The organism is Micrococcus sp. EWR3.9.1 (assembly GCF_052615555.1).
The window spans coordinates 1-16,353 of the sequence record NZ_JBQXFD010000017.1; the positions used below are offsets into that span (position 1 = coordinate 1).

Here is a 16,353-nt window from a genome sequence, read left to right on the forward strand (position 1 = left end):
ACTAGGCTGGCCGCATGACGGACCGCTTCGCCACCGCCACGGGCACGGTGCCGATGGTCGACCCCCAGACCCGCGGGGAACGTCTCGGCCGCTTCCTGCGTCGGCGCGCCCGTGCGGGCTGGTCCCGCGTCCGCTCCTCCGTGGGCCAGGCCGCCCTCGTCGCTGTCTGCGCGGTGGGCGCCTACTGGTTCGCGGAGGCCGTCCTGGGCCACCAGCAGCCCCTGTTCGCCTCCACCGCCCTGCTGATCGCCCTCGGCTTCCAACGGGAGCCGAAGCTGCGCAAGGTGGCCGAGGTCGCCGTCGGCTGCACCGTCGGCATCCTGATCGGGGACCTGCTCATGGTCGGGCTCGGCCGCGGCCTGTGGCAGGCCTCGGTGGTCCTGTTCGTGTCCGTGATGGTGGCCCGGTTCCTGGACTCCGGCGCCACATTCACGATGCAGATGTCCCTGCAGTCCGTCCTCGTGGTCCTCCTGCCCACCGGCACGGGAGGGCCGTTCGTCCGCAGCCAGGACGCGATCGTGGGCGGCGTCCTGGCCCTGCTCGTCACGTTCCTCTCGCCCCAGGACGTGCGCCGTCCCGCGGTGCGTCAGCTGGGTGGACTCTACGACTCGATCGCCACGGTGCTGCGCGACCTCTCCCGGGCCCTGCGGGAGGACGACTCCCGCACCGCCTGGATGGCGCTGGTGGCCAGCCGCGGCATGCACACCACGCTGGAGGCGCTGCGCAAGGAGCTGCGCGTCACGCATGAGCAGACCGTGTTCAACCCGCTGCACCGCTCCTCGCGCTCCTTCGTGGAGGACGCGGTGAACGCGGCGGACCGCTCGGATCTGGCGGTGCGCTCCCTGCGGATCGTGGCCCGGCGGGTGGTCTCGGCCCTGGACGAGGGCGTGCTCGACGACGACGTCCGCGAGCGCCTGGCCGCCTGGTTCGACGACGCCGCGGACGCCGTCGAGATCCTGCACCGCTCCCTCGTGGAGCCCCAGGCCGAGGGCCGCCATCGCTCGCTGTCCGTGGCGCGGGACGCCCTGGGGGCGTCCGCCTCCGCGTTGGACCCGCACCAGCTGGGCGGCGGATCCGTGCACGGCGAGGCGCTCGTGATGCTGCTGCGGCCCATGATGGTGGACCTCATCGAGGCCACGGGCGCCGAGCACGACGAGGCGCGGGCCTACCTGCCCCGCGTCTGAGCCCGACGGCGGAGCGCGGCCCCGGCGGTCGACGGCGGGGCCGTGCGCGGGCCGGTTAACGCGTCCGCCCCGGCTCCTAGAGTGGGCGCATGGCCACCAAGACCGCCCCGAAGCGCGCCCCCGGATACCGCTGCACCGAGTGCGGCTGGACCACCGTGAAGTGGGTCGGCCGCTGCGGGGAGTGCCAGTCGTGGGGCACGGTCGAGGAGATCGGGCTGACGTCGACCACCGGCCGCACGCGCGCGGCCACGGTCGCGGAGGTCGCGCCGCGCATCGCGGACGTGGACGCCACGCTGGCCTCGTTCCGCTCCACGGGGGTGCGCGAGCTGGACCGCGTGCTCGGCGGCGGCCTCGTGCCGGGCGCGGTGATCCTGCTGGCCGGCGAGCCGGGCATCGGCAAGTCCACGCTGCTGTTGGACGTGGCCGCCCAGACGGCGCGCGGCGCGGGAGGCGGCGGTCCGCGCTCGGTGCTGTACCTGACGGGTGAGGAGTCGGCGGCGCAGGTGCGCTCTCGGGCAGACCGGATCGGGGCGATCGCGGAGACCCTGCGTCTGACGGCGGAGACGGACCTGGGTCGGGCGCTGGGGCAGATCGAGCGGACGGACCCGGAGCTGGTGATCGTGGACTCCGTGCAGACCCTGCAGTCCACCGAGGTGGACGGGATCGCCGGGGGCGTCAGCCAGGTGCGCGAGGTGGCGGCCAGCCTCATCCGCACGGCCAAGGAGAAGGGGATCACCACGGTCCTGGTGGGCCACGTGACGAAGGACGGGACCATCGCGGGTCCGCGGCTGCTCGAGCACCTCGTGGACGTGGTCTGCCAGTTCGAGGGGGACCGCCACTCACGGCTGCGCCTGGTGCGTGCGGTGAAGAACCGCTTCGGGCCCACGGACGAGGTCGGCTGCTTCGATCTGCGGGAGGACGGCATCGAGTCCCTGGACGACCCCTCCGGTCTGTTCCTCTCGGGCGTCTCGGAGCCGGTCGAGGGCACGTGCGTGACGGTGACGCTCGAGGGCCGGCGCCCGCTCGTGGCCGAGGTGCAGTCCTTGCTCACCCCGTCCGCCGGCGGCAGCCCGCGCCGCACCGTCTCCGGCGTGGACGCGGCGCGCGTGAACATGCTCCTGGCCGTGCTCCAGCGCCGGGCCCGTTTCGCCCTCGCCCAGGACGACTGCTACGTGGCCACCGTGGGCGGCGTGCGACTCTCGGAGCCCGCCTCGGACCTGGCCGTGGCCGTCGCCGTGGCCTCGGCGAAGCTCTCGGCCCCCGTCCCGCAGGGGATGATCGCGGTCGGCGAGCTCGGGCTTGCCGGGGAGGTGCGCCCCGTGCCCGGCATCGGGCGACGGGTGCGTGAGGCTGCGCGGCTGGGCTTCACCCGCGCGCTGGTCCCCCGCTCCCCCGAGCCGCTCGGGGAGGTCCCGGCGGGCTTCACGGTGGCGGAGGTCGGCTCGATCGGCGAGGCCCTCGCCACGATCCCCACGTGGACCGGCGGCGGCCCGGCCGCGCGTCCGGAGGTCGGCCCCGGCCGCTGACGACGCGCCCGGCTCAGCGGGACGGCGACGGCGACGGGTCGGTGGTCGTGGCCGGTGCCGCGGACGGCGAGGCCGACGCCGATGCTGAGGCGGACGCCGAGGCTGAGGCCGACGCCGGAGCTGAGGCGGACGCCGACGGGGAGGCGCTGCCGCTCGAGGAGGGGGTGGCCGAGGAGGGGGTGGCCGAGGAGCCGCCGTCCTGGGCCCCCGGGGCGAGCTCCTCGAGGATCTTCAGCGCGACGGGGCGGGAGGTGACGTCGCCGAGGCTGACCGTCAGCAGATGGGGTCCGGGCTCCGCGAGAGCGCCGAGTCGGCCGCAGTCCTGGCTCGAGGCACGGCCGGACCAGCGGTACACGGCGGTGAGCTCCTCGTGCGGGTACAGCACCCGCTGGGCCTCCGCGGGGTCCGCCTGGCAGATGCGGGTGGAGAAGACGTCGTCGCCCTCGGCCGTGCGGATCCTGAACTCCTGTCGGGCCGTGCCCACATCCGTGCGGCACGGGGTCGAGGAGAGGTTCGTGATGCCCAGGCGCAGCTCGGCCTCCTCGCCCCGCTGGTACTCGGACCGGTCCGCGGAGGCGGTGATCCGCAGGTCCGAGGGCTGGCACTCGGCCGCGTCCTCGAGGGCCACGGTGGGCGAGGCGGAGCCGGACTCGGCGTCCGTCGCCGGGGCGGGCGACGGGGAGTGCACCGGCGTCGGGGCGGCGGAGGGGTCGGCGTCCTCGGAGGAGAAGGCGCCGATCCCGGCGCGGACGAGCGCCACGACGGCCCACCCCACCAGGAGCAGGAGCACGAGGGCGAGCAGGGCGGCCACGAGCCGCCGGCGGCGGTAGACGGCGGGGGACGGCTTCGACCCGGGGGAAGTCGGACGAGACGGCATGCGATCCAGGGTAGGCGGCGGCGCACCCTACAGTGGACGCCATGCCCGCGCCCGCCCCCCTCGTCCCGCCCACGGTGGACGTGCCGCGCCTGCACGACGCGGTGCTGGGCTGGTTCGCCGTCCACGCCCGGGACCTTCCCTGGCGCAGCCCGGACTGCTCCCCGTGGGGCGTGCTCGTCTCGGAGATCATGCTCCAGCAGACACCGGTCGTGAGGGTGCTGCCCCGCTGGCGGGAGTGGCTGGAGCGCTGGCCCACCCCCGCGGACCTGGCCGCCGCCCCCACCGCAGACGTGCTCACGGCCTGGGACCGGCTCGGCTACCCGCGCCGGGCCCTGCGCCTCCAGGAGGCCGCCCGGGCCGTCGTCGAGCGCCACGACGGCCGGGTGCCGGCCGACCCCGCCGCCCTGCGCGCCCTGCCCGGCATCGGCGAGTACACGGCCGCGGCGGTCGCGAGCTTCGCGTTCGGCATCCCCGAGACCGTCGTGGACACCAACGTGCGCCGGGTGATCGCGCGCGCGGTCGCGGGTGAGGCCCTGCCCGGCAGGTCGCTGACCCGCGCCGAGATGCGCCGCGCCCAGGCCCTCATGCCCGAGGACCCCACCCGCGCCAACGCGTGGAACGCGGCCGTCATGGAGCTCGGGGCCCTCGTCTGCACCGCCCGCTCCCCCGCCTGCGAGCGCTGCCCCCTGGCGGAGACGTGCGCGTGGGTCGCGGCGGGCTCCCCGCCGCCGGTGGAGGTGCCGCGCGGCCAGGCCTGGGCCGGCACGGACCGTCAGGTGCGCGGGGCCGTGATGGCCGCCGTCCGCGAGCACGGGCGCGTGGCCGAGGCGGAGGTGCCCGCCGTCGTCGTGGCCGGGGGGCGGCTCGGGTCGCACCGCCCCGACGACGCGCAGTGGGCGCGGTGCGTCGCCGGGCTCGTGTCGGACGGGCTGCTGGCCCGGGACGACGACGGCGGCCTCACCTTCCCGGACTGACCTCGCCGGGGCACGGGGCGGCCCGCGGTGCGGCGGATCAGAGGCGGCGGATCATCCGCGTGTTGCCGAGGGTGTTCGGCTTGACCCGGGCGAGGTCCAGGAACTCGGCGACGCCCTCGTCCGTGGAGCGCAGCAGTTCCGCGTAGACCTCCGGGTCCACGGCGGACTGGTCCGCCATCACCTCGAAACCGTGCCGGCGGAAGAACTCGACCTCGAAGGTCAGGCAGAAGACCCGCTCGACGCCCACGGCCCGCGCCCGGCCCAGCAGCTCCTCGATGATCAGGTGCCCGACGCCGGCCCCCCGGTGGGCCTCCGAGACGGCGAGGGTGCGGACCTCGGCGATGTCCTGCCACATCACGTGGAGGGCGCCGAAGCCGGCCAGGGTCCCATCCGCCTCCTCGGCGACCACGAACTCCTGGATGGCCTCGTAGTAGGCCACAGCCTCCTTCTGGAGCAGCACGCGCTCCCGCGCCAGCGGCTCCACGAGCGCCTGGATGACCGGGACGTCCTGGGTCCGCGCCGAGCGGAGGGTGAGGGGGCGGTCGGCAGGCATGGGGTCCAGTCTAGGCACGGACATCCCGACCCCGGACAGACGGGAGCCCCCGTCCCGGCGGACCGGGCGGGGGCTCCCGCGGCGTCGACGGCAGGCTCAGGCCTGCTGCTCGCCCTCGTCCCCGGACAGGAACTTCTCCTGCGCGCCGTCGACACCCTTGTTCACGGTGTCGCCGTGCTCGCCGAGCTTGTCGCCGTGCTGCTCCTGAGCGTTGTCCACGGCCTCGTCGATCTTGTCCGAGTGCTGGTTTGCGAGGTTGTTCAGGTCACCGATACCCATGGGCGGCCTCCTTCTTCTCGGGGCTGCTCCGCGGCCGTCCCGGCGAGTGCCGGGCCGAAGCGGAGACAGGACCACCGTCGAGCGGTCACAGACCACAGTGGCACCGATCCCGCCGCGAGGGAACCCCTCTCGCGCCTGCGGGGAGGCGGGCCGGTTCAGCGGTCCTTCGCGAGGCCGTCCTTGATGCCGGCGGCGGTGTCGCGGACCTCGGCCCCGGCGCCCCGCGGGGGCACGACGACGGCCCGCCGCCTCCTCCCCGAGGGGAGGGGCGACGGGCCGTGGGCACCGGATGCGCGGTCCGGCGTCTCGGATCAGGCCCCGCGGGTCACGCGGAGCGGGCGGCGTCCACCGGATCGCCGGCACCGGACTCGAGCTCGGCCAGGTCCGCGCCCTCCAGGGCCTCCCGGCCGCCGGAGAACGTGAACGTCAGCTCGGCGCCCTCCCCCTCGCCCGTGGTGTCCACGGTGATGAGGGAGCCGGCCGGGATCTCACCGAAGAGGATCTTCTCCGAGAGCTGGTCCTCCACCATCTGCTGGATGGTGCGGCGCAGCGGGCGGGCACCCATGGCCGGATCGTAGCCGCGGTCCGCGAGCAGTTCCTTGGCGGACTGGGTGAGCTCGATGGACAGGTCCTGCTCCGCCAGGCGCTTGCCGAGGCGGGAGATGAACAGGTCCACGATCTGCACGATCTCGTGCTTCTGCAGCTGCGGGAACACGATCACGTCGTCCACACGGTTGAGGAACTCGGGGCGGAAGTGCTGGCGCAGCTCCTCCTTGACCTTGCCCTTCATCCGCTCGTACCCGGTGGTGGTGTCCGTGGCCGACTGGAAGCCGGTCATGACGCCCTTGGAGATGTCCCGGGTGCCGAGGTTCGTGGTCATGATGATCACGGTGTTCTTGAAGTCCACCACACGGCCCTGCGAGTCGGTCAGGCGACCGTCCTCGAGGATCTGCAGCAGGGAGTTGAAGAGGTCCTGATGGGCCTTCTCCACCTCGTCGAACAGCACCACGGAGAACGGACGGCGGCGGACCTTCTCGGTGAGCTGGCCGCCCTCCTCGTAGCCCACGTAGCCGGGAGGGGCACCGAACAGACGCGAGACGGTGTGCTTCTCCTGGAACTCGGACATGTCCAGCGTGATGAGCGCGTCCTCGTCCCCGAAGAGGAACTCCGCGAGGGACTTGGCCAGCTCCGTCTTGCCGACGCCGGTGGGGCCGGCGAAGATGAACGACCCCGAGGGGCGGTTCGGGTCCTTCAGGCCCGCGCGGGTGCGGCGGATGGCGCGGGACAGGGACTTGATCGCCTCGTCCTGGCCGATCACGCGGCGGTGGAGCTCCTCCTCCATGTTGCGCAGGCGGTCCGTCTCCTCCTCGGTGAGCTTGAACACCGGGATGCCGGTGGACTTGGAGAGCACCTCGGCGATGAGGTCCTCGTCCACCGTGGCGACGTCGGCGTCCGCACCGGTGCGCCACGCCTGTTCCTTCTCGCGGCGCTCGTCCTCGAGCTGCTGCTCCTGGTCGCGCAGGCGGGCGGCGCCCTCGAAGTCCTGGCCGTCGATGGCGGCCTCCTTCTGGGTGCGCGCCTCCGCGATGCGGGACTCGTAGGCCTTGATCTCCGGCGGCACGGTCATGCGACGGATGCGCAGACGCGCGCCGGCCTCGTCGATCAGGTCGATGGCCTTGTCCGGCAGGTGCCGGTCGGAGACGTAGCGGTCCGCCAGGCCGGCGGCGGCCTTGAGCGCACCGTCCGTGATGGAGACCTTGTGGTGTGCCTCGTAGCGGTCCCGCAGGCCACGCAGGATCTCCGTGGCGTCCTCGACGGACGGCTCGGCGACCTGGATCGGCTGGAAGCGGCGCTCGAGCGCGGCGTCCTTCTCGATGTGCTTGCGGTACTCGTCCAGCGTGGTGGCGCCGATGGTCTGGAGCTCGCCCCGGGCCAGCATCGGCTTGAGGATGCTGGCGGCGTCGATCGCGCCCTCGGCCGCGCCCGCCCCGACGAGGGTGTGGATCTCGTCGATGAACAGGATGATGTCCCCGCGGGTGCGGATCTCCTTGAGCACCTTCTTCAGGCGCTCCTCGAAGTCGCCGCGATAGCGGGAGCCGGCCACGAGGGAGCCGAGGTCCAGCGAGTAGAGCTGCTTGCCCCTGAGCGTCTCCGGGACGTCGCCGCGGTCGATCGCCTGGGCCAGGCCCTCGACGACGGCGGTCTTGCCGACGCCGGGCTCGCCGATGAGCACGGGGTTGTTCTTGGTGCGGCGGGAGAGCACCTGCATGACGCGCTCCATCTCACCCGCACGCCCGATGACGGGATCCAGCTTGCCGTCGTGCGCGGCCGCGGTGAGGTTGCGTCCGAACTGGTCCAGCACCACGGAGCCGGCGTTCTGGCCGGCCTCCGCGCCCTGGCCCACCCCGGCACCCGCGGTCTCCTTGCCGCCCTGGGCGCCGCCCTGGTAGCCGGAGAGCAGCTGGATGACCGTCTGACGGACGCGGTTCAGGTCCGCGCCGAGCTGCACGAGGACCTGGGCGGCCACGCCCTCGCCCTCGCGGATCAGGCCGAGCAGGATGTGCTCGGTGCCGATGTAGTTGTGGCCGAGCTGCAGCGCCTCGCGCAGGGACAGCTCGAGCACCTTCTTGGCGCGCGGCGTGAAGGGGATGTGGCCGGGCGGGTTCTGCTGGCCCTGGCCGATGTCCTCCTGCACCTTCTCTCGCACGGCGCCCAGGGAGATGTCCATGGACTCCAGTGCCTTGGCTGCGACGCCCTCACCCTCGTGGATCAGTCCGAGCAGGATGTGCTCGGTGCCGATGTAGCTGTGGTTGAGCATGCGCGCCTCTTCCTGGGCGAGCACGACCACCCGACGGGCGCGGTCGGTGAATCTCTCGAACATGGGCACACTCCTTGCGTACGGTCGTGGTCGACACTACGCACCCGGACCGCGTGCCGCGCGGCTGTTCGCCAGCGGGAGAAGCGGCCCGGCCGTCGTCGGGAGGGGCCGGAACGAGGCCCGGGGACGCCGATTCCTCGACGCACCCGGGCGGGACGCTCACTTGCGCTTCGCGTTGCGGTAGGCCTCCACCACGTCGCGGTGCAGACGGCCCCGGCTCGAGACCTCGTAGCCGTTCTCGGCCGCCCACTTGCGGATCTGGGCGGCCTCGACCTTGGGCGACGGCGGCGCCACGGCGCGGCCCTTCTTCATGTAGGGCTTCAGGAACTCACGGAGTTCTGCGGCGTGCTCCTTCGACAGGTCGATCTCGTAATTGCGACCGTCCAATGCGAAGTTCACGGTCTCATCTGCAGGCGAACCGTCAAGATCATCCACGAGGACCACTTCTACCTTCTGTGCCAACGGTGATTCCCACTTTCTTCTCTCGTGCGCGTGTCCCTGGGTTCCGGTCTTCGCTCTCGGGCTTCTTTCCCGCGTGCTCACGATTCCGGCCGTGCACTTGTGGTGAGTCAAGAATACCGCAACAAAACCGGGCAGAAGGATTCTTCAACGCCGGGGAAGGAATCTCAGCGGGCGCGGTCCTCCGGATCGGCCTCCGGCCCTCCCTCGGCTCGGCGTCGGGCCGCCCACTCACGGGCCTCGGCCTCCTCGCGGGCCGCCCGCGCGTCCGCGCCCGAGAGCCGGCGGGCCTGACTCTCGCGCTCACCCGTGTCCGAACGCAGCAGGGAGCGCATCACCAGCCAGAAGATGAGCCCGAGGCCGATCGAGGGGGCGAGGACGGAGAAGTAGTCCCAGAAGTCGGCCATGTCAGGCCTCCGGCTTGAGCAGCGGGAAGAGGATGGTCTCGCGGATGCCGGCGTCCGTGAACAGCATCACCAGGCGGTCGATGCCCAGGCCGATGCCGCCCATGGGCGGGGCGCCGTACTCGAGGGCGCGCAGGAAGTCCTCGTCCAGCTGCATCGCCTCGTCGTCGCCGGCGGCCGCCATCGCCGACTGGGCGGTCAGGCGCTCGCGCTGGATGACGGGGTCGATCAGCTCGGAGAACGCGGTGCCGCGCTCCATGCCGCCGATGATCAGGTCCCAGGCCTCGATGACCCGGTCGTCCGAGCGGTGCGGGCGCGCGAGCGGCTGGGCGGCCGGCGGGTAGTCGTACACGAACGTGGGGTACATCAGGGTGGGCTCCACGATCTCGCCGAACAGCTCGATCACGAGCTTCTCCGCGTCCCACGCGGGGTCCACCTTGACCTCGTGCTCCGCGGCGATCGCCCGCAGCGTCTCGGCGTCCGTCTCCGGGGTGATCTCGCGGCCCACGGCCTCGGACAGCCCCGGGTACACGGCGACCCAGGCCCACTCGCCGTCGAGGTCGATGACGCCCTTCGCGGTCTCGAGCCGACGCCCGGCGCCCACCGCGTCCGCGGCGTTGAGGATGATCTCCTGCATGCGCTCGGCCATGACGTGCATGTCCGCCCACGCCTCATAGGACTCGAGGGTGGTGAACTCGGGCGAGTGGGTCGAGTCCACGCCCTCGTTGCGGAACACGCGGCCGATCTCGAACACGCGGTCGATGCCGCTGACGACGGCGCGCTTGAGGTACAGCTCGGTGGCGATGCGCAGGGTCATCGGCTGGTCGAACGCGTTGAGGTGCGTCTCGAAGGGACGCGCGAGGGCGCCGCCGTGGACGAGCTGGAGCATCGGGGTCTCCACCTCCACGTAGCCGTGGCCCTCGAGGGTGCGCCGCACCGCCGAGGTGACCTTGGCGCGGGTGTAGACCATGCGGCGGGCCTCCTCGCGCACGATCAGGTCCGCGTAGCGCTGGCGGACGCGGGTCTCCTCGTTCAGGTCCGCGTGCAGCACGGGCAGGGGGCGCAGCGCCTTGGAGGCCATCTCCCATGCCGAGGCCATGATGGACAGCTCGCCGCGGCGCGAGACGATCACCTCGCCGGTGACGGAGAGGAAGTCGCCCAGGTCCACGACCTTCTTCCAGTCGGCCAGGGACTCCTCACCGACGGCGGCCAGGGACACCATGACCTGGAGGCGGACGGCCTCCCCGTCCGCGCCGGACTCCTGCAGGGTGGCGAAGCAGAGCTTGCCGGTGTTGCGGAGGAAGACGACGCGCCCGGTCACCGACACGGTCTCGCCCGAGGCCCAGTCAGGCTCGTGGCCGTCGAACCGCTCACGCACCTCGGCCAGCGCGTGGGTGCGCGGCACCTGCACGGGGTAGGCCTCGCGGCCCGAGGCGAGCAGCTGCTCACGCTTGGCGGCGCGGACGGCCTGCTGATCGTGGTGGTCGACGGCGGCGGAGGCGGAGTTCTGGGTGGTCACGGTCCCCGAGTCTACCGACGGCGCCCCGCCGGTCAGCCGCGCACCCCGGGGTTGACGAGGGCCGGGACCTCCGCGCCCGTGGCCATGGCGATCGCGTTGCGCGCGGCCAGCTCGGCCATCGCGGCGCGGGTGTCCCGGGTGGCGGAGCCCAGGTGCGGCAGGAGCATCACGTTCCCCAGCTCGGCCAGGCCCGGGGCGAGGGCGGGCTCGTCCTCGTAGACGTCCAGACCGGCGCCGAAGAGCCGCCCCTCGCGCAGGGCCGTGACGAGGGCCGCCTCGTCCACCACGGGGCCGCGGGCCGTGTTGACGAGGACGGCGTCGTCCTTCATCTTCGCGATCACGTCCGCATCCACGAGGTGGTGGGTGTCGTCCGTCAGGGGCACGTGGAGGGACAGGACGTCCGCGGCCTCGACGAGCTCCTCCCAGCGGACCTGACGGACGCGGCCGGCGAGGTCGCCGAGCTCCGCGGCCGCGACCTCCCGGTGCGCGGGCGGCCGCGGCGCGAACACGACGTCCATGCCGAAGGCGAGCGCACGCTCGGCCACCGCCTTGCCGATCCGCCCGAAACCGGCCAGGCCCAGGGTCGCGCCGCGCACGTCCCGGCCCACGAGCAGGTCCGGCGCCCAGCCGTGGAAGCGTCCCTCGCGCACCATCCGCTCACCCTCGGGGGCACGGCGGGTCACCCCGAGGATCAGGAGCATCGCGATGTCCGCGGTGGCGTCCGTGAGCACGTCCGGGGTGTTGCCGACGGCGATCCCCCGCCGCGTCGCGGCGGCCACGTCCACGTTGTTGTAGCCGACCGCGTAGTTGGCGATGCCCCTGATCCGCGCGTCGGCGAGCACGTCGGCGGTGAACTTCTGGTCCAGGGCCGCGACGACGACGTCGTAGTCCCCCGAGGCCACCAGCCGCGCGAGCGCGGCGTCCCCTCCGACGTCGGCGCCGTCCACCACCTCTCCGGCCTCGCGCAGCATCCCGAGCCCGGGCTCAGGGAGGCGGGTCATGAGCAGGAAACGGGGGGTCACGGCGGGGCCTCACTCTCGGATCGGGGGGAGGACGCGGCGTCGTCCGGCGTGACCAGGCTAACTGCGGACGGCGGGTGCGGCCCGGGCCGACGCCCCTTATGATTGACTCTCGTCAATCATTGACTTATGTCAATCACCGCGCCGCCCCTCCCGCCGAAGGACCCCATGACCCCGACCTCCCCCGCCCCCGAGGCCGTCGCGCCGGCCGGCGCCCCCTCGCTCGAGCGCGCCGCCGCCGACGCCGCGCGCCACCGCTCCGTGCTCCAGGCCCTGACCGGCCTCCTGCTGGGCATGTTCGTCTCGATGATCGCCAACACGGTGGTCTCGACCTCGATGCCGGTGATCATCCACGACATCGGCGGCGACCAGACCGCCTACACCTGGGTCATCACCTCGGCCCTGCTCGCCACGGCCATCGCCACCCCGATCTGGGGCAAGCTGGCCGACCTCGTCAACCGCAAGGTCCTCTTCCAGGTCGCCCTGGCGATCTTCGTCGCCGCCTCCGCGGCGGCCGGGTTCACCCACGATCCGACCTTCCTGATCGTCTGCCGCACCGTGCAGGGCCTGGGCGGCGGCGGCCTCGTCGCGCTCAGCCAGGTGATCATGGCGGACATCATCAGCCCGCGTGAGCGCGGCCGCTACATGGGCCTGTTCGGCGCCGTGATGGCCGTGGCCACGGTGGGCGGCCCGCTCGCCGGCGGCGTGATCACCGACCTGTGGGGCTGGCGCTGGAACTTCTTCGTGGCGGTGCCCTTCGCCGTCGTCGCCCTGGTGATGGTGCAGCGCACCCTCCACCTCCCGCACCGCGAGCGCCAGAAGGTGTCCATCGACTACCTCGGCATCGTGTTCCTGACCGCGGCCACCGCGCTGCTGCTGATCTGGGTCACCAGCGCCGGTCGCGACTTCGACTGGGCCAGCACCACCACCGCGTGGATGCTCGGCGGCGCCGCCGTCGCCACCGTCCTGTTCGTCGTGACCGAGCTGCGCGTCGCCGAGCCGCTCATCCCGCTCACCCTCTTCCGCGACCGCACCTTCACCCTCGCGACGATCGCCTCGATCGCCACGGGCCTGGCCATGTTCGGCTCCTCCGTCTACCTGGCCCAGTACATGCAGCTGGCCCGCGGCGCGACGCCGACCCAGGCCGGCCTCATGACCATCCCGATGATCCTCGGCCTGCTCGTGTCCTCCACGGTGATCGGCGGCCTCATCACCCGCACCGGCGTGTGGAAGCGCTGGCTCGTGATCGGCGCCGTCCTGCTGATCGCCGGCACCGCCCTGCTCGGCACCCTGCACTACGACACCTCCTTCTGGCTGGTGTCCCTCTACATGTTCCTGCTCGGCGCCGGCGTCGGCATGACCATGCAGAACCTCGTGCTCGTGGTGCAGAACACCACCGACCCGCGGCAGATGGGCGTCGCCAGCTCCGGCGTCACCTTCTTCCGCACCCTGGGCGGCAGCATCGGTGTCGCCGTGATGGGCGCCGTGGTCTCCAACGTGGTCCCGGACCGCATCGAGGAGCGCCGCGCGGACCTCGCCGCGGCCCTGCGCAGCCTGGGCCCGGACGCCGCCGAGTGGTCCGAGAGCCTGCAGTCCAGCACCCTGCCACGCGTGGCAGAGATGCCCGACGGCCTGCGCTCGATCTTCGAGGACGTCTACGCCACCGGCATCTCCCACGCGTTCCTCGTGGGCGTGCCCCTCGCAATCGTCGCGCTGATCGCGATCCTGTTCCTGCCGAACATCCCGCTGGGTCGCATGACCACCTCCGAGCGCCTCCACGCCACCCGCGCCGACCTGGCCACCCACTCCACGGCCGAGGCCATGCAGACGCTGCCCGCGACCGGTCCGATCCCCGTGGTGACCGCGGCGCAGGGGCAGCATCCCGCCGAGGACCCGGAGGAGTCCCGGGCGGTGGCGGCCGAGCGCCCGGCGACGGCGTCGCCGGTGGCCGGCCGGCCCGTCGTCCCCGCGGCGCTGGCCGTGGCGGGGACGGCCCTGCTGGCGGCCGTCGTCACCGCGCTGGTCCGGGCCCGCCGTGGCTGACGGCGCCCCGGACCCGGGCAGAGGCGGCGACGACGCGGGCTTCGAGGCCGCCGTCCAGGGGCTCGAGCAGGCGTTCTCGCGTCTGGTCCTGCAGCACCGCCAGGTGATGGTCCGCTACGCGGCGGCCCTCAGCCCGGCCCTGTCCGTCGGGGCGATGAAGGCGTTCATGATGCTGGCCAACGAGGGGACCATGACGCCCTCGGCCGTGGCCGAGGGCCTGCTGGTGGACCGCGCCCAGGTCTCCCGCATGGTCCGCGACCTCGAGGCCGCCGGGCTGATCACCCGAGAGCCGGACCCGCGGGACCGCCGCTCCGCCCTCCTGAGCGCCAGCCCCGAGGGGCTCGCCCGCCTCGACGCGGTGCGCGGCGGCCCGGCGGGTCGCGGGCTGCGCGACGACCTGGCGCGCTGGGACCGCGAGGACATCCGGACGCTGACGCGCCTGCTGGACCGGCTGGCCGCCGAGCGTCAGACCCGGATGCAGGACCCCGCCGAGTCCGAGTGAGCCGCCGGCCGGACCCGCGGGCCCGGCCGGCGGGCGGGATCACCAGATGGTGACGCGCTCCTCCGGGGCCAGCCACATGGGATCCCCCTCGCGCGTGCCGAACGCCTCGTGGAAGGCGTCGATGTTCTTGACCACCTGGTTGCAGCGGAACTCGTTGGGCGAGTGCGGGTCCGAGGCGATGCGGGTGACCATGGCCTCCGGTCGCGTGAGCTGACGCCACACGGTGGCCCAGGCGGTGAAGAACTCGCGGTCCCCCGCCGCGGCGTCGAGGGAGGCGCCGTCGCCCTCGTCCCGCCAGATCTCCAAGGCGCGGTGGGCGATGCCCAGGCCGCCGAGGTCGCCGATGTTCTCCCCCAGGGTGAACTCGCCGTTGACGCGGTGGTCCGGGGCCTCGGCCGGGGAGAGCGCGTTGTACTGGGCCACCAGCCGGGAGGTGCGCTCGGTGAACGCCGCGCGGTCCTCCTCGGTCCACCAGTCCTCGAGCCGACCGGCGCCGTCGTACCGCGAGCCCTGGTCGTCGAAGCCGTGGCCGATCTCGTGGCCGATCACGGCGCCGATCGCCCCCAGGTTCGCGGCCATCGAGGCCTCGGGGTCGAAGAACGGGGGCTGCAAAATGGCGGCCGGGAAGACGATCGCGTTCTCGAGCGGGGAGTAGTACGCGTTCACCGTCTGCGGCGTGATGTGCCACTCCTCCGGGTCCGGCCCGTCCGCGATCTTGCGCAGGTCCCGCTCCCACTCGAGCTCCGAGGAGGAGCGGGCGTTGCCCAGCAGGTCGCCGGCGTGGACCTCGAGGGCGGAGTAGTCCAGCCACTTCGAGGGGTAGCCCACCATGGGGCGGAACATCGCCAGCTTCTCGAGCGCCCGCTGACGGGTCTCCTCGCCCATCCACTCGAGCTCCTCGATGGACCGGCGATAGGCCTCCTGGAGCAGGCCCACGAGCTCGTCCATCGCGGCCACGTGGCCCTGCGGGAAATGGCGGGCCACGTAGAGCTGCGCCACGTCCTCGCCGGCCGCCCCGTTGACGAACGCGACCGCGCGCTTCCAGCGGGGGCGGACCTCCTCGGTGCCGGCCAGGCGGCGGCCGTAGAAGGAGAAGTTCTCCTGCACGAACGCGTCCGGCAGGAAGCCGGCGAAGGAGCGCAGCACCTGCAGGATCAGCCAGTGACGCCAGTCCTCGAGGTCGGCGGCCTCGGGTCCCTCGAGCAGCCCCTGCACACCGGAGAGGAAGTCCGGCTGCCACACCACGACCTCCGCGGCGCGCTCGCCGGCGGCGTCCACGCCCTCGAGCCACGCGTCGGCCAGGGGGAAGAGCTCCGTCAGCCGGTCGTGGGTCATGGGGTTGTAGCGGGCCACGGCGTCCCGGCTGCGGACCAGGTCCCAGTGCAGGGCGGCGATGCGCTTCTCCAGCTCCACCACCCGGACGCCCAGCGCGGCGGCCTCGTCCCGGTCCGCGCCGATCCCGGCCAGCGCCAGCAGACGGCCGGTGTGCTCGGTGTACTGCTCGAGGATCTCGGCGTAGGCCTCGTCCCGGTAGTAGGACTCGTCCGGCAGGCCCAGGCCGCCCTGGAGCAGGTGCAGGAGCATGCGGTCCGGGTTCCCGGCGTCGTTGAGGGCGCCGGTGTTGATGAGGCCGGAGACGCCCTGGCGCTGCAGTCGCCCGGACAGGGCGAGCAGCTCCGCGGGGGTGGACACGGTGGCCACCGCCGCCAGGTCCGAGGCGATCGGCTCGAGGCCGCGGGCCTCCACGGTCTCGTCGTCCATGAACGAGGCGTACAGCGCGGCGATCCGGCGCTTGAGCTCCGGATGCTCCATGCCCTCCGCGTCCTCCGCATCCAGCGGCGCGAGCGGGACGTCCCGGTGCGCGCCGGCCGCGGCCGTGGCCTGCACGCGCGCCTGGGCGGGGTCGAAGCCCGTGCCGACCTCGCGCACGGCGTCCTCGCACAGGTGCCGGACGGCGAGCTCGGCCGCGTCCCGCAGCTCGAGGAACGCGCCGTAGGCGCCCTGGTCCGCGGGGATCTCGTGGGTGTCCAACCACCCGGCGTTGACGTGGCGGTACAGGTCCTCGCGCGGCGACGGGACTTCGGGCTCGGCGGTGGCGGTCACGGCGGATCCTCCTGGACGTGGGGGTGGACGGTC

General features: G+C 73.0%; 14 protein-coding genes. 5 read left to right on the top strand and 9 right to left on the bottom strand.

The window, feature by feature from the left end:
• Window positions 1-14 precede the first annotated feature (14 nt).
• Together ACUJ8O_RS09715 and radA are read left to right on the top strand one after the other, a co-directional pair.
• Entirely contained in the window at window positions 15-1,184 is a 1,170-nt protein-coding gene (locus ACUJ8O_RS09715) for an FUSC family protein (RefSeq protein WP_036314845.1), read from the top strand.
• Window positions 1,185-1,273: 89 nt separating this feature from the next.
• Window positions 1,274-2,710, top strand: a complete 1,437-nt coding sequence (gene radA, locus ACUJ8O_RS09720) for a DNA repair protein RadA (RefSeq protein WP_061873059.1) — start codon at window positions 1,274-1,276, stop codon at window positions 2,708-2,710.
• A gap of 13 nt (window positions 2,711-2,723) precedes the next feature.
• Here radA and ACUJ8O_RS09725 read toward each other — a convergent pair whose 3' ends face one another.
• Window positions 2,724-3,587 carry a hypothetical protein gene (locus ACUJ8O_RS09725; RefSeq protein ID WP_036339123.1) on the bottom strand — a complete coding sequence of 288 codons (864 nt, stop codon included), beginning with the start codon at window positions 3,585-3,587 and terminating at the stop codon, window positions 2,724-2,726.
• Window positions 3,588-3,628: 41 nt separating this feature from the next.
• Between ACUJ8O_RS09725 and ACUJ8O_RS09730 the strand changes: the two genes are divergently transcribed.
• Window positions 3,629-4,561, top strand: a complete 933-nt coding sequence (locus ACUJ8O_RS09730) for an A/G-specific adenine glycosylase (protein ID WP_179297177.1) — start codon at window positions 3,629-3,631, stop codon at window positions 4,559-4,561.
• Between the two features lie 37 nt (window positions 4,562-4,598).
• Here ACUJ8O_RS09730 and ACUJ8O_RS09735 read toward each other — a convergent pair whose 3' ends face one another.
• From ACUJ8O_RS09735 to ACUJ8O_RS09765, 7 genes are all read right to left on the bottom strand, one after another.
• Window positions 4,599-5,114 (bottom strand): amino-acid N-acetyltransferase, encoded by a 516-nt coding sequence (locus ACUJ8O_RS09735; RefSeq protein ID WP_065572796.1) that lies wholly within the window; start codon window positions 5,112-5,114, stop codon window positions 4,599-4,601.
• Window positions 5,115-5,210: 96 nt separating this feature from the next.
• Window positions 5,211-5,393: an Rv0909 family putative TA system antitoxin gene (locus ACUJ8O_RS09740; protein ID WP_041104640.1), complete on the bottom strand. Its 183-nt coding sequence runs from the start codon at window positions 5,391-5,393 to the stop codon at window positions 5,211-5,213.
• Window positions 5,394-5,718: 325 nt separating this feature from the next.
• On the bottom strand, window positions 5,719-8,274 hold the full coding sequence (locus ACUJ8O_RS09745) for an ATP-dependent Clp protease ATP-binding subunit (protein ID WP_036336788.1): 2,556 nt from the start codon (window positions 8,272-8,274) through the stop codon (window positions 5,719-5,721).
• 156 nt (window positions 8,275-8,430) lie between these two features.
• Window positions 8,431-8,733, bottom strand: coding sequence for a histone-like nucleoid-structuring protein Lsr2 (locus ACUJ8O_RS09750; protein ID WP_036314827.1), 303 nt, complete (start codon window positions 8,731-8,733; stop codon window positions 8,431-8,433).
• Between the two features lie 164 nt (window positions 8,734-8,897).
• Complete coding sequence (locus ACUJ8O_RS09755) at window positions 8,898-9,137, bottom strand: hypothetical protein (protein ID WP_002856071.1); 240 nt, start codon at window positions 9,135-9,137, stop codon at window positions 8,898-8,900.
• 1 nt (window position 9,138) lies between these two features.
• Window positions 9,139-10,653, bottom strand: a complete 1,515-nt coding sequence (gene lysS / locus ACUJ8O_RS09760) for a lysine--tRNA ligase (RefSeq protein ID WP_371506810.1) — start codon at window positions 10,651-10,653, stop codon at window positions 9,139-9,141.
• Window positions 10,654-10,685: 32 nt separating this feature from the next.
• Entirely contained in the window at window positions 10,686-11,675 is a 990-nt protein-coding gene (locus ACUJ8O_RS09765; protein WP_127435170.1) for a 2-hydroxyacid dehydrogenase, read from the bottom strand.
• Between the two features lie 165 nt (window positions 11,676-11,840).
• Between ACUJ8O_RS09765 and ACUJ8O_RS09770 the strand changes: the two genes are divergently transcribed.
• Window positions 11,841-13,715, top strand: coding sequence for an MDR family MFS transporter (locus ACUJ8O_RS09770; RefSeq protein ID WP_044658624.1), 1,875 nt, complete (start codon window positions 11,841-11,843; stop codon window positions 13,713-13,715).
• On the top strand, window positions 13,708-14,217 hold the full coding sequence (locus ACUJ8O_RS09775) for a MarR family winged helix-turn-helix transcriptional regulator (RefSeq protein WP_036314817.1): 510 nt from the start codon (window positions 13,708-13,710) through the stop codon (window positions 14,215-14,217). Before ACUJ8O_RS09770 ends, ACUJ8O_RS09775 begins: the two co-directional genes overlap by 8 nt.
• Before the next feature lie 39 nt (window positions 14,218-14,256).
• Here the strand turns inward: ACUJ8O_RS09775 and ACUJ8O_RS09780 are convergent, their stop codons facing one another.
• On the bottom strand, window positions 14,257-16,320 hold the full coding sequence (locus tag ACUJ8O_RS09780) for a M13 family metallopeptidase (protein ID WP_377681042.1): 2,064 nt from the start codon (window positions 16,318-16,320) through the stop codon (window positions 14,257-14,259).
• Between the last annotated feature and the right edge of the window lie 33 nt (window positions 16,321-16,353).

Coding starts and splice junctions, on each gene's coding strand:
- ACUJ8O_RS09715 (WP_036314845.1), top strand. CDS start 15: ATGACGGACCGCTTCGCCACCGCCACGGGCACGGTGCCGATGGTCGAC.
- radA (WP_061873059.1), top strand. CDS start 1,274: ATGGCCACCAAGACCGCCCCGAAGCGCGCCCCCGGATACCGCTGCACC.
- ACUJ8O_RS09725 (WP_036339123.1), bottom strand. CDS start 3,587: ATGCCGTCTCGTCCGACTTCCCCCGGGTCGAAGCCGTCCCCCGCCGTC.
- ACUJ8O_RS09730 (WP_179297177.1), top strand. CDS start 3,629: ATGCCCGCGCCCGCCCCCCTCGTCCCGCCCACGGTGGACGTGCCGCGC.
- ACUJ8O_RS09735 (WP_065572796.1), bottom strand. CDS start 5,114: ATGCCTGCCGACCGCCCCCTCACCCTCCGCTCGGCGCGGACCCAGGAC.
- ACUJ8O_RS09740 (WP_041104640.1), bottom strand. CDS start 5,393: ATGGGTATCGGTGACCTGAACAACCTCGCAAACCAGCACTCGGACAAG.
- ACUJ8O_RS09745 (WP_036336788.1), bottom strand. CDS start 8,274: ATGTTCGAGAGATTCACCGACCGCGCCCGTCGGGTGGTCGTGCTCGCC.
- ACUJ8O_RS09755 (WP_002856071.1), bottom strand. CDS start 9,137: ATGGCCGACTTCTGGGACTACTTCTCCGTCCTCGCCCCCTCGATCGGC.
- ACUJ8O_RS09770 (WP_044658624.1), top strand. CDS start 11,841: ATGACCCCGACCTCCCCCGCCCCCGAGGCCGTCGCGCCGGCCGGCGCC.